Raw genomic sequence first — 19,935 nt, 5'->3', positions numbered from 1 at the left:
GGTCACGCCCGTTACTTGGTGCTTCCTCCCCGGTGCAGGAGTCATGGATCTGCTCACCACACTCGCCGGCTTCCCGAACGCCGCCCCGCTCGCCGGTCTCGACCGGGCCTGGACATGGTCACTCGGCCCCGTGCTGCACTTCGCGGGAGCGGTGACGGCAGACGGGCGCCGGCTGCTTCAGACGAACCAGCGCGGCAGGCATGACGAGGGACTCGCGCGAGGGGTTTTGGCATTCGCGCGGCAGCACGAGCAAGCGCTGATCGGCGAAGGCCGCCCCCTTGCGGCGGTACGGGGCTTCTCGGCAGCCGGCTACGACTTCGACGCGGTGGCCGCGACGGCTCCCGAGGTCCACGGACACCACCGAGCCCAGAACCCCGGCCTCACGGCCATCACGTACATCGTGTTCCCCGGCTTCGAGTCGGAGGTGTCCGGGCGGGAGACCCTGGAGGAAGCACAGGCCCGGTACCGGACGATGCTGAGCCCCGCCGAGATCGGCCGGGAAGCGGTGCCCTTCCTGAAGATGAGCTTCGACAACCCCCGCACGGGCGGCGGCAGCACGAGCGCGGCGCGGGCGTTGACGTACCCCCGGATGCTGCGCCAGGAGATCCCTCAGCTGGAGGGGACTCCCGGTGGCTTCGTCGAGTGGGAGAACCGGGTCGGGGGCGTGTGGCGGGTCGAGTGGGATCAGGGCTGGGTGCTGCGCAGCGGTGGGGAGGAGCGGCGGGGGCTCGGCATCGAGGAGGTGCTGGGCTTCGCCGACGGCACGCTGCGGGTCGGTTGACGACCGTGGCCGGCCTGCGCCGTTCCTACCCCCGCTGCAGTACCCCACGGCCCACCTGAGCCAGCAAGGGCGGCTCCGTGTCTCCCTCGTAGCCGAGGTGCAGTTCGTGTCGCGCGCGGGTGGCCATGACGTAGTAGGACATGCGCAGTCCAGCGGACGTGGGGTCCGTCGCCGCGTCCTGGTGCGTGTCGGGGATGACCACGGTGTCGAAGCTGAGACCCTTCGCGCTCGCACGGTGGACGATCACGATGCCGGGACGGGCCAGATCCAGGTTCCGGTAGAGGTTGCCTCTGGACTGCGAGGTGTACAACTGGGGTTTGATGCGTGGCGCACGGTTCTGGATGCTCCCGAGCAGCGAGAACTGCATGTGCTTGGTGGCCGCGATGACTCCTATGGTCTTACGGGGCTGCGACTGGGCGAGCAGGACGAGCAGATCCGCCGCTCCCCGCTCGTGGAAGCGATGGAGGCGTGGGACCGGTCCTTGCCGTCCGGGAAGGGCGGGCGTGGCCTTGCCGATGTGGAACTGGGCGGCGAAATCCGCGATCTGGTCGGTGTTGCGGTGGTTGCCGTCGAGTTCGTGTCGTGTGTGACGACCGAGGTTGCGGCTGATCTCGTCCAGAGTGGAGTTGGTGTCGGTGAGCCGCTGACATTCGTCCGCGAAGACCGTCATCCGCGCCTTGAGCATGCGGCAGAGCAGATAGAACTCGGGAGGCAGGTCCTGGCCTTCGTCCACCACCAGGACGGGCCCTGTCGTGGGGGGAGCCTCGGCCGCCCGGTTCCAGAGAGCCTCCCAGTCGTACCAGCCGCCGCCGTTGCCCGGCGGAGTGGTCCCGTACCACTCGGTGAGCCAGCGGTGAGCGGTCATCACGCGGATGGACCGGTCCGCCGGGCCCAGCGCGTGCACGGACGCCTTGAGCGACTGCCGCAGCAGGTTGGAGTACGTCAGCACGACCACCGGTGTGCCGGTGAGGGCGAGCATGACGGCGCGCTGTGCGACGAGGACGCTTTTGCCGCTGCCAGGTGGGCCGCTGACCAGGTGGTTCCCGTCGAAGGGGAGGCCGTCGAGGCCGTCACGTTGCGCGGGAGCCAGGTCCAGGTAGGTGATGGTCATGCCTGCTCCAGGGCGGTGGCGGCCGCGGCGCGGGCCGCGGTGACGATGGATTCCAGGTACCCGGGTGCGTGTTCCCCGCCCACCACGAGGGCACGGTCCAGCAGGCTGTTGCCGGCCTCGCAGCTGGTTTCGGGCAGCAAGGCGCAGGCGTGACAGGCGGCTCGGTTGAGGTTGCCGAAGCCCTGACCGGTGTGCTCGGCGCAGAGCGGGTCGGCGGAGCACCATGCGGCGGCCTCCGTCATCCGCAGCAGGGTCTCGGCCAGCCGCGGTGGCTCGCCCTGCCGGACGAGTCCCCCCAGGGTCCCCTCGGCGTCTCCGGCAGCCGTGTACACGAGGATGCCGTACTGGTTCTGCTCCGGGCGGGCGTAGATCCGTTCGCGCAGACTCGCCGTCGTGTAGCCGGACTCGAAGGACAGCTGCCGGATGAGCAGATGAGCGAGCGTGTGCAGGAGCACGAAGCGCGGCGCGAGTTCCGGGCCGGTGACGTTCTCCAGGCGGTCCTTCTGGAACGAGCGGTCGAGGTCGGCCCGCATGCCGGCGACCCTCCTGCGGACGTCCGGCCGCTCTTCCCATTCCCGCAGTGCGCTGTGGTCGAGGGTAAGAAAAATGCCCTCACCGAAGACCTCGACGGCGGGCAGCCACCGCAGCCGGCGCGAGGTGTCGGCGGGAACCACGGTGGCGTCGGGTGACACCCGTGTGAAGCCGGACAGGGCACGGACCTCGCGCAACCGGTCCACCAGCACGACACGGCCGAACCGGCCGGCGAGGGAGGACCAGGGCTCGGCCGTCTCACCGGCCAGCCCGAGGGTGGTCTCCCGGAGAGCGAAGTCACGGGTCGCCGGCGGGGCGGGCTCCATGAAGGCCGCCCACTCCTCCCGGCTGAGATCGGGCCGTGCGGGTCCTGTCGACGTGGTGGTGGCGGTGGCGGGCCCCGCCCCGCCCGTTTCCTCGGTGAGGAGGGCGTCCAGCAGGGCGTCGTCAGCTCCCGTGTCCTCCTGGATCATTCCCCGGAAGACGGTGGCACGCGACGACTTGGGGTCCCGGCACAGCGACACCCACAGGTGGTGTTCGCGCACCTGGTCGGCGACCGCGTCATCGGTGAGCTGGGGGGCGTCCGGCTCGGGGATGTCGAGCGCCGAGTGCACGACGGGGTAGTACAGGTTGCCCGCGGTGCGCTGCACGATCTGTACCGGCCTCGTGCACTGTGTCGCCTCACTGGCGCGCTGCCACGGGTTGCGTCCGGAGCAGCGCAGACCGTGGGTGCCGAGCACGTCGAGCAAGTCGCGTACGGCTCCGCACTCCTTCGCCGTGCAGGCGACGGACAGCGCCTCGAGTCCCGACGCCCGTTCGGAGACGAGGAACTTCAGCTTCTCGCGCTCGGCGCACTGCCGTCGTTCACCCCCGTCCCTGCGCGAATGCGCCCAGAACCACCAGTCGACGTCGCCGAGGTGTCCGCCCTGGCAGATCTGCACGAACCGCATCGGCGCCAGCGTCCGGGCCGGCGAGCACGCAGGGCAGCGGGGCGCCTGTCCGTGCTTCTCGTCCGCGATCCGCCATCGCTTCATCCGCCGGCACGCCCCGCAGAACAACCAGGAAGGGAAGCGGATGTAGGGCGCTCCTGGAGCGTCGGCGATGTCGAAGCGGTCGTTGGCGGTGGCGGGCGCGGCGAAGAAGCCGGTGACGCCCAGGCGGTCGGCGAGCCGCGCCGACTCGACCGGCTGCCGGCCCCGGGTCGGCCAGTCACCGATGCCGGCGGCGACGAACGACTCACCCTGGATGTCGAAGACGGCTCCGACACCGAAGGGCACCACGGTCTGCGACTGACGTACCCGGAGTGTCCGGCTCACAGGTCGGCTCCCTTCACTGTCACCTGGCATTCACGGTCGACGTTGCGCATCGAGTTGGGTGCCTCCCACAGCCCGTGAACCTGCTCGAAGCTTTTGATCAGATTGGACTGGCCCTTGCCCTGGCTGCGGTAGTACAGCTCGCGTCCTTCCTTGCGGGCCTGGCGCGCCAGGTCCTCCCAGTCGGCGAGCAGGCCGGTGAGTTCCTTGTGCGCGACCTCACCGGCCCCGGGCTCGGCGGCCTCCGCGCGGCCCGCCAGCTCCCGGATCAGCGCCTCCGCCTCCGCCATCCGGTCGAGGACCTCTCCGGCCTGGTTCTCCGCCGCGAGGCCGAGCCGATGCCGTACGAGGACGACCAGCACCGCGTGCAGGGCACGGCGGCGGGACGGCACGGACCACGGGGTGACGCTGGTCGGCTCGACGTGCCGGTAAAGCGCCCGGTGGTAGACGTCGAAGGTCTCGTAGTGCGAACGGTCCCGGGGACGGGTGGCGTTGAAGAAGGTCACCACAAGGCCGGGCACCGTGTGACGGCCCACTCGGCTGGTCGCCTGGATGTACTCCGCGGTCGTCTTGGGCTGGCCCTGCATCAGCATCAGCGCGAGCCGCTTCACGTCGACGCCCACGGACAGCATGTTGGTGCACGGCAGGAAGGACACCGACTTGCTGTCGTCCCAGCTCTTCTCCAGCCTGTCCAGCAGCACCGGCTGCTCCGCGCGGGGCAGGTTGCTGGTGAGCTCCTCGACCTGCTGGTCCGGCAGGGGACGTACGCCGTTCCCGGAGTCCAGTCCCGCGAGCTGGGCGGGAATGTCGTCGGCCGCGGCGGTGACCGTGCGGCCGAGTTCGCGCAGGCTGTGGTGGTACGCGACGAGCGTCCAGTAGGCGTCGCGGTGTTCCTCCGGCAGTTCCCACGCACCCTGGAGCAGGGCGGCGGCGGTGGCGACGGAGGCACGGCCGGCGGTGTGCCCTTGCGCCATGACACCGACGTAGCGCCGGCCCGGACGGGTGGTGTCAGGTTCCGCGAAGTAGGAGTGGCGGGCGTCGAGTCCCGCAGGCGGGAACAGCTGGACGTCTCCTCCGTACAGGGCGCGGACCTGTTCGCCGGAGCGCCGGATGGTGGCGGTGGAGGCCACCACCTTGGGCCCGGTGCCGTCCGGAGCGGTGCACAGGCCGAGGACAGCTGCTTCGTACAGCCCGACCGTGGTACCGAGCGGGCCCGTGAGCAGATGCAACTCGTCCTGGATGACCAGGGATGGTGGCAGTTTCCCGGTGCCTGCTCCGAAGAGGCGGCCCGCGCGGGACTCCCACGCCAGCCGGGCGAACTTGTCGACCGTGCCGAGGACGAAGCTCGGCGGCCGGTCGTACATGTGCTCGTCCACGACGGCGACGGGCAGCTCGTCGTGGAAGAGGCACGCGTCTCTGGGGCAGAAGAAGGTGAACGAGTCGGCGCCGGCGCGCACACCGTAGTCGTCGATGTCGGGTGACTTGTGAGCGGGCAGGATGCGCGTGCCGCACCACGGACAGCGGTCGAGGATGAACACGTCGTCCGGGGCGGAGGCAGCCCTCACGGTCTCGAAGTCGCGGCGTGCCTTCTCGTAGGTGTTCGCGGTGGTGGTCTCCCCGACCCACAGACCGATGGAGAAGGGTTCGTCGCCGTAGGTGGCCGGGTCGGCACGGCGCATGGACTCCAGAGCGCACACGGTCGTGGAAGCGCGCTGGAACTGCTGGGTGGTGAGCAGGCTGAGCGTGTAGCGGCTGAGTACGGCGGTGCCCCCACCGTCCGGGCTCTCGCGGCGCAGCACCATCACGAACGCGGCCAGCAGCAGGTACGCCTCGGTCTTTCCACCGCCGGTCGGGAACCAGATGAGGTCGGTGACAGCACGGTCGGGGTGCCGGGGGTCGGCGGCTCCTTCCACCGCCAGCAGGAAGAACGCCAGCTGGAACGGTCGCCAGGCTGCCTCCGGATTGGGCTCGGGGTCCGGTGGCACGGAGTTGTCGTGACGGGAGCGCCGGGAGCCGGCGAGATCGGGGGCGGAGTGGCGCATCTGCAGTGCCATGGCGCGGTTCGCGGCTCGGAACGCGTGCAGCAGCTCGGGTCGTGCGGGATCGCACAGTGCGCGAACGCCGGCTTCGATGCGGGCGACGGCGGTGCCGATCCGGGCGAGGACACGCTCGGCGGCCGCGCGGCCCCACTCGGGCACCTCGGTGTTCAGCTGGCCCACGTACCAGGCGCGGTACGCCGAGGCGAACTCGGCCAGCTCCTCCCGCAGCTGTTCGACCGGGACGGACGGGTCGGCGAGGTGCGTGAGACTGAGTACGGGCGTGTCGGTGAGTCCGGCGGCGCGTACGCCCGTGACCTCGGCCTCCGGCATGACGGCCGCCCGCAGTCCGGTCACCGACCGGCCTTCGTCGTCGTGCAGTTCCTCGACGGCGCACCCGTGTCCGACGGCGTGGGTGCGCACATGGCGGTACTGCAACCGCAGTTCCTGTTCCTCCAGGTCCCGGCTGGCGAGGAGCACGCTCGGGTACTGAAGGACCTGGCCGCCGACCGGCCGGGCCCGCAGCTCCACCTGGAACAGCATGCGGTCCCAGTGGGCGTTCTTGCCGAGGGCGGCGTCGTACTGAGCCGCATTGACCAGGGCGACGGTCACGAGCTGTCCGGCACCGAAAGCGCGCCGCGTTACGCGGAGTTCCGCCCGTGCGTCGAGAACGGCGACGGCGTCCCGACCCGGTTCGAGGAGGTGCGTCTCGGCCGGTATCGCGACGCGCTGCCACGTGCGACCCCGCCGGCCCGTGTGCGACACCGTCAGATAGCGGGCGGCGGAACACTCGACCTCCAGGGTCCGGGCGTCCGTGTAGAAGCTGAAGCCCAGGGACGAAGGGAGCCAGGAGTTCGACTCGGGCACGGGATCGCCGGCCGGCGCGGTGTCCTCGGCCCCGCGTTCCGTGCCCGCTCCCTCGAACTCCTCCTTGGCGAGGTCCAGCTGCCCCTGGAGGTCGGCTTCCTGCGGGTAGAGGGTGCCCATGAGGTACTGCCGGTCGGGGGGCGCGTCGAGCGTCTCGTCATCGCCGTTGACCGGCCCGACGAGTTGTCGTCGCAGGTAGGAGACGAGTTCTTGTCTGGCATCCATGGCTGTTCCTGTGATCGTGGAAGAGGGAGGTGACGTGTGGGTGGCCGCGGGCTCAGGACGTACGGCGCCAGCGGTCGCGGAGCAGGCCCCGGCTTCGTTCCGCATCTTGTGTTGCGGCCAGTCGTGCCTCTGCCTCGTTCAGCTGGTTCTGCAGGTCGGTGATCCGCAGCCAGGCGTTGTGCTCGCTCTGCGCGATGCGCTGTGCCGCCTGTTGTTCCGCTTCCTCCGCATGCCGGCGGGCCGCTTCGACGAACCGGTCGCGCTGTTCGAGGGCGTCCTCGGCGTCTCGCAGCCGGGCCTCGAGTTCGGCGATACGCAGGCGGGCGCCCTGTCGGTACTCCTCGCGTGCCGAGGTGAGGGCGTTGACGCGCTCGGTCGCGGTGGCCTCAGCCTCCTGGGCGCGGGTGACCAGTTCGGTCACCAGCGCTTCGGCAGCGCGTTCACGCTCGGCAGCGGTTCTCTGGGTTTCGGTCAGCCGCCTCTCGAGCTCCGCGATGCGAGCTTCGGCGCCCTCCCGGTAGTCGCGCAGTCGCGTCTCGAGAGTCTCCGCTCTGGCTCGCTGTGCCGCCAGCGACCCGGCGATCTCCTCAGCCTTCTCGGCCCGGTCCAGCACCGACCGGTACAGGTCGTGATGCTGTGCCGTCACCTCCGCGATGCGCGCCTCGGCGGCGGCACGTATGCGTCGCTCGCGTCGGAGCAGAACGGCGTCCATGCGCGCGAGCAGGACGTCTTCCCATGCCTCCAGTTCACGCTCGGCCTCTGCCCGCTGAGCGGCGGCCCGCTCCTCGGCAGCGTTGCGTTCCTCGGCCAGTCGCCGTTCGAACTCCCGCGTCATCGTTTCGAGCCGCGCCTCGCAGACGTCGTGGTCCCTGGTGGACGGGAGTTCGCGCTCGGCCGGCGCTTGAGCGTCCACGGCGTTGCCGGCGGGAGTTGCCGCCGGGCTGCCGTCGCTCGCCTCGGCGTCGGTGGTCACAGCCGTCATAGGACCGGTGCCGGCCTCGGGTCTCGTGGGCTCGTCCTGCGTGCTCCGAGCCGCGGTGAATTCGCGCAGCGCGTCCCCGATGGCCTGGCGTGCCCCGTCGCTGACCAGCGGAGCCGTAGCAAGGTATGCGCGAGGAGTCGCCCCTGCCAGTCTGTCCGCGGGCTCCTCGAAGAAGTGCTCGGGGCGGAGGCCCAGCTCCCGCAGCACGGTAAAGACGTCGACGAGCGTGTCGAGGGCCTGGACGACCGGACGGTCCAGCGATCCCCGGTGCCGCGCCGCGCGCATCACCGCGTGAGCGGCCGACGGACCCAGAAGAACGGACAGCTGCAGGTGCCCGAGCGCTAGCAGCGCGTACTCGGCCCGCCACGCAACTGTCCCGCCGAGTGGCGGCTCCACCAGATCCAAAGCCTTGTCCCAGTCGGCGGTGGCCTGGGTCGGCTCCGCGCTCCGGTCACTCGAGGCGGCGGGCGGGGAGGGAGCCACCGGCACGTCCTGCGCCTCGTCCCGTCCAGCTTCGCCCTCCGGTTCCACCGGCGCGGGCGTCTCTTCCGCCGTCTCCGCATCGGGACGAGAGACAGGCGCGTCGGCGAGGTATTCGCGCAACGCGTCCCGTACGGCCAGCCGCGACTCGCGGTTCACGAGCGGGCGGCGCAGGAGGTAGTCACGTGGGGTGACGCCGACGAGCGCCTCAGCCGGCCGGTCGAAGAAGTCACCCGGCTGCTGTCCCGCGGTCACGAGGGCGTCGAAGACCCGCCGCAGCACTTCGAGAGCCGTCAGCACCGGGCGGGACAGACGCCCGCCGTCATGCGCGTCACGTGCGACGGCGGCGGCCGACAGCCCGAGGAGCGCGGTCAGCTCGTCTTCGCCCAGTGCGGCCCGTGCGTAGTCGACGAGCCAGGACGCGTGGTCGACGGGCGCCTCTGCCAAGGCGCGGGCGCGCTCCCAGTCAGCAGCGGCGACGTCCGGCTCCGCCGCGGTGACAGTGGGGACTTCGGTTACGGACTCGCTCTCGACGGCCTTGGATCCGGCGTCCGGCTCCGCCGGCGAGTCCACAGCGTCGGACGGAGCCTGCGTGACCGCGCGATCCGGCTGCGGTTCGACGGCGGGGGTGCGGACAGCCTCACCGGTCTGCTGAGCAGCCGTCGCGTCGCCGCGCTTCGTCCTCGCCTTACGCAGTGCGGCGCGAGCGCGGGCGGTGCGGGCCGCGTGCGTGGCCCGGGCGATCCGTGCGGCACGCCGGGCTTCCGCCGCCCGCTCGGCCGCCCGCTCGGCCTCCTCGCAGGCGGCGTCCAGGCCGACGAGGCCGGCTTCACGCAGGCGGAGTCGCAGCACGGGCTTGGTCTTGCCCTCGATCTGCCGGATGCGTTCCCTGGTCACCCCGAACTCGCGCCCCAGATCGTCCAGAGTGGACGGCTCGTCACCGTCCAGGCCGAGACGGCGCACGAGGATGCGCGCCTCTCGTTCCGAGAACGTGTCGACGACGGCCAGCACGTCCTCCACGTACAGGGCACCCACGACCTGCTTCTCCAGCGGCGGCGTGACGTGCGTCTCCGCCACGAGATCCGCGAGGGTCGCACCGTCCCCGATCACACGGTCCAGGGAATCCGTGCGGTGAGTAAGGCGACGGATCTCCTGCACCTTCTGCAGAGTCACGTCGCACCGCACGGCGACCTCGGCGTCACCTGCGCGTCGACCCTCGGCGGCGAGTTCCCGCTCCGCCTTCGCCACCTTCCGCATCTGCTCGTGCATGTGCACCGGGACCCGGATCAGGGCGCCCTCGTCCGCGATGGCCCGCGTCACCGACTGTCTGATCCACCAGGTCGCGTAGGTCGAGAACTTGAAGCCTTTGGACGGGTCGAACTTGCGGGCAGCCCGCAGGAGGCCGAGGCAACCGTGCTGGGCCAGGTCCTCGTAGTCGAGCCCCTGGTCGACGTAGCCGCGCACAATGGAGTGGACTAGGCGCTGATTGTGCTCCACGAGGCAGTTGCGGGCGCGAATCCTGAGGTCGCCGACCGGCAGGGACCTCAGTTCGTCCTCATCGGGCTCCTGTGCCATGTGGTGCGGTCCGCCGCGCACAAGGACGGCCAAACCGACTTCGGCCTGCGCCGACAGCAGTGTCTTCGCGGGGTGCCTTGTCCGTCGGTCGGTCTCCAGGACACTATGAGCCGCTGCCATCGCCTCAGCGAGTTCGCCCAGGTCGCTCAGGTCGCCGTGGTCAGCGGAGAGGCCGTCCGGCGCTTCGGGCTCGTCCTCCTCGAGGTCGTGCAGTTCACCCGGATCGGGCTCGTCCGTGTCCTCGGGATCGGAGTCGGGCGGCATCACGTCGGAGTTTTCCTGACTCGACGCGTCCGCCGTCCGGTCGCTGTCACCGGCGTCGTCGCCCTCGCCGTCACCGTCGCCGGGCGGGCCGTCGGGCGGCCGCACCGGAGTGGTCGCTCGCAGATGTCCGGCCTCGCGCGAGTTCAGGCCCGCGAGCCTCACCACGCCGTCCAAGGCCCGGGGCGTCACGTAGCCGTCGTCGTCGGCGTACCGGGCCAGCAGTCCCCGCACCGGAGCCAATCTCGGGAACATACTTTCTCCGCAATCCCGTGCAACCTTTTCACCGGCCTGGGGGTCGACTTCTGCGTGCACGTGCAACTTCCGCACGGGCAGCCCCAGCCGGGCCAGCTCGTGACGCAGCCGCTCCCGCTCGGCCTCCCCGAGCGCGAGAGCCCGCACGCCTTCGACGAAGTCACCCTCCGGCACAACGCCGTCCACGGCCGCGCCCCTTAGCCGCGTCAGGAGTTCCCTCAGCGCCGAGCGCAGGTCGGAGGAACCGGAGCCGCCGTCGGACCACCGCGTCATGTCTCCCCCTTCGACCGACCCCTCACACGTCACACTAGGTCGTGCGCGTTGATGCCGTCAACACGCCAGAACGGATACACCTGACGCTCCTCGTGTACGGTACGGCTCGTCGCAGGCGGGGCAGGCCAGATACGCGCGCCCGGCGAGAGGCAGGGTGTCGGTGCGATGTGCGAAAGTCCCGGCTCGAACGCACCGCGGCCTGCGTGGCCGCGCTGCTCGAGCGGTGGTGTGACCTCACCGTGGGCAGTGCTCGGTTCCTGCACTCGTTAGGTCCGGCGGACATCACCAACCGGGGTAACGGCTCCGCCAGTGCGGGTCCCAGCCTGCGACGTACTCACCGCCGCTGGGTGACTCGAAGAGCTCGAGCAACAGGTCACGCGCCAAGGTGTCCAGCACCCAGGACAGTTCGTGACGGCTCACCAGTCCTACGGGCAGTGCCTCGACCCCGTGTACGGCGCCCAGCAGCGCGCCCGTCACGCATGCGACGGAGTCGCCGTCCGGCGCTCCCGCCGCGAACTGCAGTGCGGCAGCGAAGTCGGTTCGTTGAGGGAAGGACACTGCGGCGTAAAGGCCGCCGTACAACGCAGACGGCGCGGTGGCGTCCGGCGCGAGCCGGCCGAGCAGCCCCGGCTCCGCGGGCTGGTCGACGGCGCACTGGAACACCCCCATGAGGTGGCCGTCCTCGTCACCGACCCCGCCGCGGCCCGCTGTTGGGAGCGTGGCGATACCTCGGCGCAGGGTCCCCTTCACCAGCTGGCCGGCGCCATCGGAAAGGTGGGTCTCCTCAAGGGAGTCAGTCATGCAGTGATGGAGCAGCGCGGTCACTTTGACAGTGGCGGACCTGGCTGCTGGGTCACCGTGTGTGAGAGCAGCGGTCTCACCGGCCAGTGCGGCTCCCTCGCTCCCGATCGCCGCAATCGGAAGGGCCCGTGTCAGCGCGTGGCAGCCTCGGCTGCGCGTGGCCGTCTGTTCGAAACCTTCGCCGATCCGGGACAGGGCGGCCACCGTCGCCGGTGCGCTGCCCCGCCTCTCGGCCAGTACGGGCACACCAGCGAGCCAGCCGTCCGGCCACTCAGCCTCGGTCACGGAGGCCCAGCGACGCCGCATCCTCTCCGTTTCGATGCCCTGCAGCGCCGCCCACCGGCAGTAGGCGTGCAGGACCACCGACGGCGGATGGCAGATGCCCTTGTGTGCCATACGCATCATCGCCCGGATGACGCCCTCGGCGGTGAAGCAGGCCAGTTGTGTGCTGACACCGGCGCGCAACGGACCGTTGGCCGGCGGCTCACCCCGAGCCGCCCCCACCGTGTCCCCGAGCGCAAGGCCGAGCATCATCCCCCTCAGCCGGTATTCGAGTCTCCAGAACTTCGTTCGTCGATCCTGCTCGTCGGCCATGACAGCCTGCCTTCTTCTCGAGGGGCAGTTGTCGAATGCCGAGGCGGTGACCACGCAGTTGAGGGGGTAACTCCCAGCACGGTGTCACTCCTCCCGCCGCAGAAGCTCGTCCGGCAAGAGTACACACGCCTGGACGGAGGCAACACCTTGGCGCGTTGACATCGCCAACGCACATAGGTCATCCTGTCACCGGACACGGTGTGCACTTTGTGCATGGCAGACCCCACCTGCCGTCGCCGCTCGACGCGCACCCCATTACCCCATTGACCTGCATAGATGCATCACGCCACACCGTAGACACCATGCGATCATCGCCTATCATGACGTGATCGGTGAAGAGAACGTGAAGATTCTCTTCACTTCTTCTGCGCGGCAGGGGTGCGCCTGGCATGCCATCGCTCTGTCCTCCGTCACGCTCGCATTCGTACGAAGTCCCGGCTACACCGGGCAAGGGTGGGAAATGTTCACCGGGACACACACCGACAAAGGGGTGACCGCACGTCACCTCGAGGACGTCGCGCAGGACCCCGCGCTCGCCCCGCGCGCCGAAGAACTGCGCGCGCTGGCGCACGCGCTGGACTCCACCGACGTGGACGCCCTCGACGCGTGGGCCGACCTCGACCTGATGGCCCACTTCGCCCGGCCCGAGAGTGTCGCCGAACCGGTGGACGCCGGCCGGGGCGAACGGTTCGACTCCGTGCTGGACTGGGTTCTGGGAGCCCTGGTCTTCCTGCCGCTGCTCTTCACCTGGTTCGGTCTGTGGCAGGCGTCGAGTGCCTATGGGGCGCTCACCGGGGACGATCCCAAGGCCGCCGGCCGGCCCTTCCTTCAGCTGTGGCAGTCCGGGTTCGACGGGCATCTGAGCGACGCGTACCGCTTCGGCCATGTCGCCGTGTTCGGGTGCCTCGCCCTCGTGATGCTGTTCGTCCTCACGACCGTGCACGGCTACCGGCGCACACGTGCCGAGCGTCGCGAGGAGGAGGTGCGGGAGCGTGCTCGTGCGGCTCTGGCCCGCCTGGTCCCCGTTCTCACCCGTGCGCAGCTCTCCCTCAACGAGCACCGGTTCGCCTCACCGCAGCGTTTCGCCGCGGAGCTCAACTCGGCGGCCGGCCGGCTGCAGCGGATGCACTCCAAGGCCATCACCACGCAGGAGGCGCTCACCCGGGCCGCGGAACTGGTGGGCGAGGCCGCGGACAAGGCGGAGCAGCGCCTCTCCCAGGCGGAGGCGTACGTACGGCCCATCGAGCAGGTGGTGCTGCGGATCGAGGAGACCGTCCGGGACAGCGGCGCGGCCATTCAGGCCGCCGTCCGGGGCCTGGACGACCCGCTGACGGAGGCGGGCCGCCGCCTGGCCGACGCCGTCAGCGGGCAGACCGGCGTCCTGGACAAGGCGCTGGAGGACTTGCGTACGGCCGGCGACGACATGCGTGATGTCCTGTCCCGTGCCGCGGACCGGCTGGAGACGGCGGTCGGCGACAACGGCGACCGCGTGCGCGGCGCTCTGTCGGACGCGGCCCGGCAGGTCGAGGAATCCCTGACCGTACTGGCCGCCTCCCAGCGCGGGTTCACCACCGGCATCGAGGTCGTCGCTGACGTCAACGGCCGCCTGCTCGACGACCTGGGCGCGGTGGCCGACCGGACCGGCGAGGCCGCCGAAGCCTCACGGGAGGCCCTGCTCGGCATCGAGGCGCGCAGCCGCGCCGTCCAGGAGGCGACGGACCGCTTCGTCGCGGTCACCGACGTCCTGGAACGGGCGCTCCGTGAGACGGAGGCGGCACGGATCGAGGCGGAGACCGCACGCGGTCAGGCGGAGGCGGCGCGCAGCGAGGCGGAGGCCGCCCGCCTGGGCGCCCAGGCGGCCCAGCGGCGCGCGGCGAGCGAGCTGCGGCAGGCCGAGACACTGCAGGCAGGAAGCGGACGGGACCTGTGAGTGCGCTGAAGAGGCGTTTCCGGTTCACCCCGCTTCACCTGGCCGGGTGGCTCTTCGCCGACATGCTGCTCGTGCTCGCCCTGGTGTCCATGGGAGACCGCGGTGACCCGCTCGCCGCACGGGCCGACGCCAAGCCCTCGAAACCCGCCGCGGTCGAACCGTCGCCCGAACCGAGTCCCACTCCGACGGGGCCGCGGTCCGTGGCACGCAAGCCGGTGAAGGTCCAGCTGACCGCGGCGGCCGGTGACACCACGCGGATGGTGGAAAAGCTCCGTGCCGCCACCACTCGCTACGAAGGGCGCGAAGCCGCCATCGTCCTGACCTTCGGTCAGGCGTCGGAGCCGAGTGACGGCCAGGCGTACGCGCGGGAGGTGAACAAGGCGCTTCGGAAGGCGCGTCCGGACATGTTCACCGACGCGACCACGCGGGACTTCTGGAACGGCGGCCCCTCGGGCTCGGCCGACCTGGAGATCTACTTCTACACCCGGTGACGGCCCCGCCGTCCCACGAGCTCAGGAGAGCACATCTATGCAGATCCTTCCCTTCTACCTGGTGTGCGACGAGTCCGGCTCCATGGCCGGTGACGGCGTCGACGCCATCAACTCGGCGCTGCCGGAACTGCATCACGAGATCAGTACCAATCCGAGCGTGGCGGACAAGACCCGCTTCGCGCTCATCGGCTTCTCCACGCAGGCGTCCGTGCTGCAGCCGCTCGCCGACCTGAGCGAGCTGACGCAGCTGCCGTCCCTGTCGGCGGGCGGCGTGACCTCGTTCGGCGCCGCCTTCCGGCTGTTGAAGGACACCGTCGAGAAGGACGTCGCCGCGCTGAAGGCGGAAGGCCACGACGTGTACCGGCCCGTGGTGTTCTTCCTCTCCGACGGCATCCCCACGGACGAGGGCTGGCGCACCGCCCTCGCCGACCTGAACGGGTTCCGCTACGCGCCGAAGATCATCGCGTTCGGGATCAGCGACGCCGACGCCGCGACCATCACCGAAGTGGCCAACTTCAAGGCGTTCATCCAGCAGAGCGACTCCATCTCCCCGGCCGTCGCCCTGCGGGAGTTCGCCTCCAGCCTCACCCGGTCCATCGTCAGCTCGGCGACCAGCATGGCCGCACAGGGCGGAGAGGGCTTCCAGCTCCAGGTGGACGAGCAGGTGCCCGGCTTCACCAGCCTTTCCCTGGACAAGCTGTGAGCGGCCCGATGCATCACGGAGAAGCCCGCGACGAGGCGACGAGCGGTGGCGCAACCGCCCCCGGTCACGGTCTCGACGAAGACCTCGGCCTGCCCGACGGCGTCAACTTCCACGACATGGGCACGGGCGGATCCGCTTCCGCGGAGCAGCTCGCGCCCGCGGTGAGGGAGCACCTCATGTCGTCCGTATCCCTCTCGAAACCCGAAGACCCTTCGGTGCGCGGGGTGCCCGCGCACGTCGGCCAACGGCCGCCCAGCTATCCGCCCCATCCTCTGGGGTGCCCGTCCGTGCGAGGTGGCGACGAATTCGCGGCCTTCACCCCGGCGGTGCTGCTGGACGGGGCCGAGGTCGGACAGCTGACGGTGCGGGCCACGTCCGTGCGTGGTGACTCCCACAACTGGGAGGGCACCTGTCGCCAGGACGCCATGACGGTGACGCGCGTCGGTCCGCCGGAGGCTGAACTGCTGTTGCTGGCGGTCGCCGACGGAGTGGGCTCCGCGACGTACTCGCACATCGGCTCCTACCGTGTCACCCGCCAGGCGGCTCTCCACCTGGACCGGGAGGCGGAGAACATCCACGCGGCACTGATCGCCCACGACGAGGGCGAACTCCGCGCGATCGCCAACAAGGCGATCGCCGGCGCGGTCGGCGAGCTGCGTATCGGCCAGGAGCACGCCACCACCTTGCACGTCCTGCTGATACCGACCGATGCCCGCATCCGCGAGCGCGTCGTGTTCAGCGTGGGGGACGGCGGTCTGTACGTGCTGCGGGAGGGCCGGTGGGAATCGGGCAGTCCGGTGGACGACGGAAATCTTCTGGACACCCGTACCGAAGCCCTTCCGCACGCCTACCGCAGCGTCAAGGCCAAGCTGCTGCACACCACCCCGGGCGAGGTCCTGCTCCTGGGCACCGACGGCATCACCAACCCGCTCACCCAGAAGAATCCCGAGTTCGCCCAGTACCTCGCGCACGCGTGGGGCGGACCCGAGGTGCCTTCGCTGTCCGACTTCCTGTGGCAGGCGCAGACGCGGGCCAAGTCCTACGACGACGACCGGACCGTCATCTGTGTGTGGGAGAAGCCGGCATGAGCGCGGAGGACGGGGCCGACGTCGCACGGTCGTCGCTCACCTTGGATCAGCGGATCGGCAGCGGCGGCCAGGGAGACGTGTACGCGGTCACGGGCGGCCCGCTCCTCTTCAAGGAGTACAAGGACCCGTCCAAGGTGAACGGCACCGCCCTCGCCGACCTGGTCGGGCTGCGGCAGGGTCTCGGTCAGGCGGACCGGAGCCGCCTGGACGCCCTTGCCGCCTGGCCCCTGTGCCGTGTCGTCGAGGGCGGCCGGACGCTCGGCTTCCTCATGAGGCGGGCCCCCGCCCCCATGACGTGGCGCACCGCGACGGGGGCGACGAAACTCCTCGAGCTGCAGTACCTGATCCGCCCGCCCAAGGCGGCCTGGCGGGACGTCGCCCAGCCGACCCCGGAGCAGCGCAGGGCACTCGCGCTGGCCTGCGTCGAGGCCATCGGCTGGTTCCACGACGCCGGACTCGTGATCGGTGACATCTCGCAGGCCAACGTCCTGTGGTCGCTCTCCCCCGAGCCCGCCGTCCACTTCCTGGACTGCGACGGCTTCCGCCGGGTGGGACGCGCGGCGGTCCAGGCCCAGGCCGCCACTCCGGACTGGGACGACCCGCTCACACCCTCCACCGATGCGACGGTGGACACGGACGCCTACAAGACCGCCCTGGTGGCGGGGCGCATCGTCGCCCGGCAGCCGTACGTCAGACCGGGGCAGGACCTGGAGCTTGTCCCCGGCTGCCTCGACGACCGGCAGAGTGCCGGGGTGCGCAGGCTCTTCGCGCAGGCCGCCGGCGAGCGTGGCAACCGGCCCCGGCCGGGCGAGTGGCGGATCGCGCTGGGCGACCGCGGCGTCATCACGCTCACCGCGGCAACACCCCGGCCCCGGCCTGCCGTCGACCACTCGGTCCTTGACGGGGTACGCAACCGGACGCCGATCGATCTGCGGGGTCCGGTGCGGTAGTGCGGGACGCTGTTGGCGGGAACGGCGTCAAGCGGCCGACGGGAGCGAATGTCCCCGCACGACGGTCGCCGCAGGGTGTGTCGTGCCGGGAACCTCGCACACTGCCGCGGGCAGACGCCGACCTCGGCGAACGCGGGCGCGGCGGCGTCACCGTACCGCCGTCCTTCGAGCGGCCAGCTCCACCCGATAGTGCATCCCGATGAAGAGCAGGGCCGCGGTCAGGGCAAGGACGACCGCCGTCCAGTTCATCCACACCAGGTCGGGATCGCTGACGTAGACGCTTCCGTCCGCCCGTACGCAGTCGAAGCGGAGGGGCAGGTAGGAGGCCCGGTGGTGGGTGAGGCCCTCGATCGTCTCCGGGTCGAAGCCCATGCGGCAGGCCGGCGCGGGGGTCGAGTCGGCGCCGTCACCGACCTCCGCCTCCGACCACAGCACACCGGCCAGTCCCATGGAGTAGACAGCACCGGCGGCCCATGCGAACGCTGTCGCGGTCCGGCGCAATAGGTGTTCGGCCCAGGGCTGGGGCCGGCCGGGTAGCGCCATCGCGGTGACGCGTGCCGCCGAGATGAGTACGGCGACCGCGCAGACCAGGGACACAGCGAATGCCGGTAGTGCGAACAACGGTGCGGTCGCCTCCCCTCCGGACGGGGCGAGACCGTCGTACGCGCCGTCCCCGCGACTCTAGTCGCGCGGAACGTGCCTCACGTACACCACCCCGTCGATGCGGGGCAGGTGGGACGGGTCGAGCGGGGCGTAGCCGAAGTACGGGGACACGCGGGGGACGGCGTGCGTGTCGCCTGCTGACGTGGCCAGTTGAGCCGCGTCGATCACGTACTGGGGATCGGGCACGGCGTGCAGGATGCCCTCCACCGTGTCCGGGGGCGGGGTGTCGACGCCGTGGTGCCGCAGCGTGCCGAGCGCGGTCGCCAGGTGGGCGTACCGGTCGCCGAGGCGGGTGCTCACCAGGGCCCCGGCGCTCCACCACTCCACCTTCGGGTGTCCCCGCATGCTCATCGCGCTCTTGTCCCGTTGCAGGTGACTGTTGTGGGCGAAGACCAGCACGGAGCCGCGTCCGGCGAGGGCGAGGAGATTGCCGGCCATCATCCCGTCCCGCGTGGCGAGCAGGCGGGCCATGCGAGCCGGTGAGGTGTCCGCCATCCAGGAGTGGTAGCGCAGCAGGCCGACGGCGGTACGTCCGTACAGATGCGCGCGGTCCCGGTCGGCCGGCGAGGACGCCGCGGCCAGGTGCGGCGCCTGCGTCTCCAGCAGGGTCACCATGTCGTCCGCGAGCAGGCGCAGTTCGCGCGCCTGCTGTGTACGGCCGATGGACCGGTACGGGTCCGTCATGGCCGCCGGGTCGGTCCAGGACGCGTCGGCGCCGAGCAGCTCGTCGAGCCTGTCCGCCGTACAGGGCAGCAGGTCCGCGTCGACGTGGGCGGCCAGGTGGGCGTGCAGCGCGGTGAGGGCCCGGCGCGGGCTTTCGGCGCCTGTGATCTCCAGCGGGCCGTCCATACCCGCGAAGCGGACGGGGTCGTCCGCCGGTCGCTCCGCGTTGAACTCGCTCATCCAGCGCACCAGTTCGCGGTTGGCCTGCGAGCCGCCCCAGTCGTGACTGAAGCCGCGCCGCATCACGTCGTCGAGTGAGCCCTCGCCCGAGGTGACGTACGCGTCCACGATCAGCGCCTTCAGGCAGTCACTTTCCAGCGCGATCGTCCGGTAGCCCTCCTGTTCCACCAGCTCCTGGAAGAGCGCGTTGCGCAGGTCCAGGAGGGTGTCCTCGCCGTGTGTGGGCTCGCCGAGGGCGAGTACGCGGGGGCGGGACGGAAGCAGTTCCATGATTGCCGACGCCTCGACGGGACGGGCGAATTCCTTGATGCCGGTTTCCATGCCTTCAACGGTATCGTTGAACTTTCGGTTGAAAGTTCGGGTGTGGTTCTCTCGCTATATTGTTGGCACCGTGAGTCGGAACCTTCAAACGAGTGGCAAGCTGAGGCCGGTGGACCTGGCGCGTCGGCACGGTCTGTCCACCCAGGCGGTGAGGAACTACGAAGAGGCCGGCATCCTCCCGACAGCCGAGCGAACGGCCTCCGGCTACCGCGTCTACACCCCTCTGCACGAGCGGGCGCTGGCCGCGTTCCTCGCCCTCGTGCCGGGGCACGGGCACGCGACGGCGACGGTGGTCATGCAGGCCGTGAACCGGGACGCCGTCGACGAGGCCTTCCAGCTCATCGACGAGAGTCACGCCCGGTTGCTGCACGACCGGCGCACCCTGCGAGCCGTGGAGGACGCCCTGCGCGGGCTCACAGGAGAATCGGCGGGCACCGATTCAGCCGGCTTCCGGCAGATGTTCATCGGGCCGCTGGCCGAGGAGCTGGGCGTTCGTCCGGCGACCCTGCGGAAGTGGGAGGCCGCCGGGCTCGTACGTCCGCGGCGCGACCCCGTGACCGGGTACCGCGTGTACGACCCGGCCGACGTACGGGACGCGCACCTGGTGCATCAGCTCAGGCGCGGTGGTTACCTCCTCGAGCGGATCGCGCCGCTGATCACCCAGGTGCGGACAGCCGGCGGCCTCGAACCTCTCGAGGGCGCTCTACGTGACTGGCGTGGCCGGCTGTCCGACCGCGGCCGGGCGATGCTGCGCGGGGCCGCCGCGCTGGACGCGTATCTGGTGGAGCGGGGCTGAGTTCC

Annotated in this window: 14 protein-coding genes; 7 read left to right on the top strand and 7 right to left on the bottom strand. The window is 70.6% G+C overall.

Annotated features, from left to right (window positions below; translation table 11 throughout):
• Positions 1-43: 43 nt before the first annotated feature.
• Positions 44-781: a hypothetical protein gene (locus ACFOSY_RS17430; protein WP_394307727.1), complete on the top strand. Its 738-nt coding sequence runs from the start codon at positions 44-46 to the stop codon at positions 779-781.
• A 25-nt stretch (positions 782-806) separates the two neighbouring features.
• On the opposite strand, the gene ACFOSY_RS17425 is transcribed toward ACFOSY_RS17430, so the two are convergent.
• The 5 genes from ACFOSY_RS17425 to ACFOSY_RS17405 all read right to left on the bottom strand — a co-directional run bounded on the left by ACFOSY_RS17425 (position 807) and on the right by ACFOSY_RS17405 (position 12,085).
• Positions 807-1,892 carry an AAA family ATPase gene (locus tag ACFOSY_RS17425; RefSeq protein ID WP_394307726.1) on the bottom strand — a complete coding sequence of 362 codons (1,086 nt, stop codon included), beginning with the start codon at positions 1,890-1,892 and terminating at the stop codon, positions 807-809.
• Positions 1,889-3,739, bottom strand: coding sequence for a DrmB family protein (drmB, locus tag ACFOSY_RS17420; RefSeq protein ID WP_394307725.1), 1,851 nt, complete (start codon positions 3,737-3,739; stop codon positions 1,889-1,891). Before drmB ends, ACFOSY_RS17425 begins: the two co-directional genes overlap by 4 nt.
• Entirely contained in the window at positions 3,736-6,864 is a 3,129-nt protein-coding gene (locus ACFOSY_RS17415; RefSeq protein ID WP_394307724.1) for a helicase-related protein, read from the bottom strand. Before ACFOSY_RS17415 ends, drmB begins: the two co-directional genes overlap by 4 nt.
• Positions 6,865-6,916: 52 nt before the next feature.
• On the bottom strand, positions 6,917-10,690 hold the full coding sequence (locus ACFOSY_RS17410) for a sigma-70 family RNA polymerase sigma factor (protein WP_394307723.1): 3,774 nt from the start codon (positions 10,688-10,690) through the stop codon (positions 6,917-6,919).
• A gap of 282 nt (positions 10,691-10,972) precedes the next feature.
• Positions 10,973-12,085, bottom strand: coding sequence for an ADP-ribosylglycohydrolase family protein (locus ACFOSY_RS17405; RefSeq protein ID WP_394307722.1), 1,113 nt, complete (start codon positions 12,083-12,085; stop codon positions 10,973-10,975).
• A gap of 490 nt (positions 12,086-12,575) precedes the next feature.
• Here ACFOSY_RS17405 and ACFOSY_RS17400 point away from each other — a divergent pair, with 490 nt between their 5' ends.
• The 5 genes from ACFOSY_RS17400 to ACFOSY_RS17380 all read left to right on the top strand — a co-directional run bounded on the left by ACFOSY_RS17400 (position 12,576) and on the right by ACFOSY_RS17380 (position 17,247).
• Positions 12,576-14,015 carry a hypothetical protein gene (locus ACFOSY_RS17400; protein WP_394307721.1) on the top strand — a complete coding sequence of 480 codons (1,440 nt, stop codon included), beginning with the start codon at positions 12,576-12,578 and terminating at the stop codon, positions 14,013-14,015.
• Positions 14,012-14,506: a hypothetical protein gene (locus ACFOSY_RS17395; RefSeq protein ID WP_394307720.1), complete on the top strand. Its 495-nt coding sequence runs from the start codon at positions 14,012-14,014 to the stop codon at positions 14,504-14,506. The genes ACFOSY_RS17400 and ACFOSY_RS17395 overlap by 4 nt, the downstream gene beginning before the upstream one ends.
• A gap of 37 nt (positions 14,507-14,543) precedes the next feature.
• The gene (locus ACFOSY_RS17390; protein ID WP_394307719.1) at positions 14,544-15,209 is read left to right on the top strand and encodes a vWA domain-containing protein; all 666 of its coding nucleotides are present in this window, start codon (positions 14,544-14,546) and stop codon (positions 15,207-15,209) included.
• Between the two features lie 287 nt (positions 15,210-15,496).
• Positions 15,497-16,297, top strand: coding sequence for a protein phosphatase 2C domain-containing protein (locus ACFOSY_RS17385; RefSeq protein ID WP_394307718.1), 801 nt, complete (start codon positions 15,497-15,499; stop codon positions 16,295-16,297).
• On the top strand, positions 16,294-17,247 hold the full coding sequence (locus ACFOSY_RS17380; protein WP_394307717.1) for a hypothetical protein: 954 nt from the start codon (positions 16,294-16,296) through the stop codon (positions 17,245-17,247). Before ACFOSY_RS17385 ends, ACFOSY_RS17380 begins: the two co-directional genes overlap by 4 nt.
• 147 nt (positions 17,248-17,394) lie before the next feature.
• Here the strand turns inward: ACFOSY_RS17380 and ACFOSY_RS17375 are convergent, their stop codons facing one another.
• Together ACFOSY_RS17375 and ACFOSY_RS17370 are read right to left on the bottom strand one after the other, a co-directional pair.
• A complete protein-coding gene (locus tag ACFOSY_RS17375; RefSeq protein WP_394307716.1) occupies positions 17,395-17,697 on the bottom strand; it encodes a hypothetical protein in 303 nt (100 codons plus the stop codon).
• Positions 17,698-17,928: 231 nt separating this feature from the next.
• Positions 17,929-19,134, bottom strand: coding sequence for an erythromycin esterase family protein (locus ACFOSY_RS17370; RefSeq protein ID WP_394307715.1), 1,206 nt, complete (start codon positions 19,132-19,134; stop codon positions 17,929-17,931).
• Positions 19,135-19,204: 70 nt separating this feature from the next.
• On the opposite strand from ACFOSY_RS17370, the gene ACFOSY_RS17365 reads away from it, so the two are divergent.
• The gene (locus ACFOSY_RS17365) at positions 19,205-19,930 is read left to right on the top strand and encodes a TioE family transcriptional regulator (RefSeq protein WP_394307714.1); all 726 of its coding nucleotides are present in this window, start codon (positions 19,205-19,207) and stop codon (positions 19,928-19,930) included.
• Positions 19,931-19,935 lie beyond the last annotated feature (5 nt).

The organism is Streptomyces lusitanus, from assembly GCF_042647945.1.
Classification (GTDB): domain Bacteria; phylum Actinomycetota; class Actinomycetes; order Streptomycetales; family Streptomycetaceae; genus Streptomyces; species Streptomyces pseudogriseolus.
Note: the sequence above shows the minus strand (reverse complement) of the source record. Positions and strands in the feature narration are given on the sequence as shown.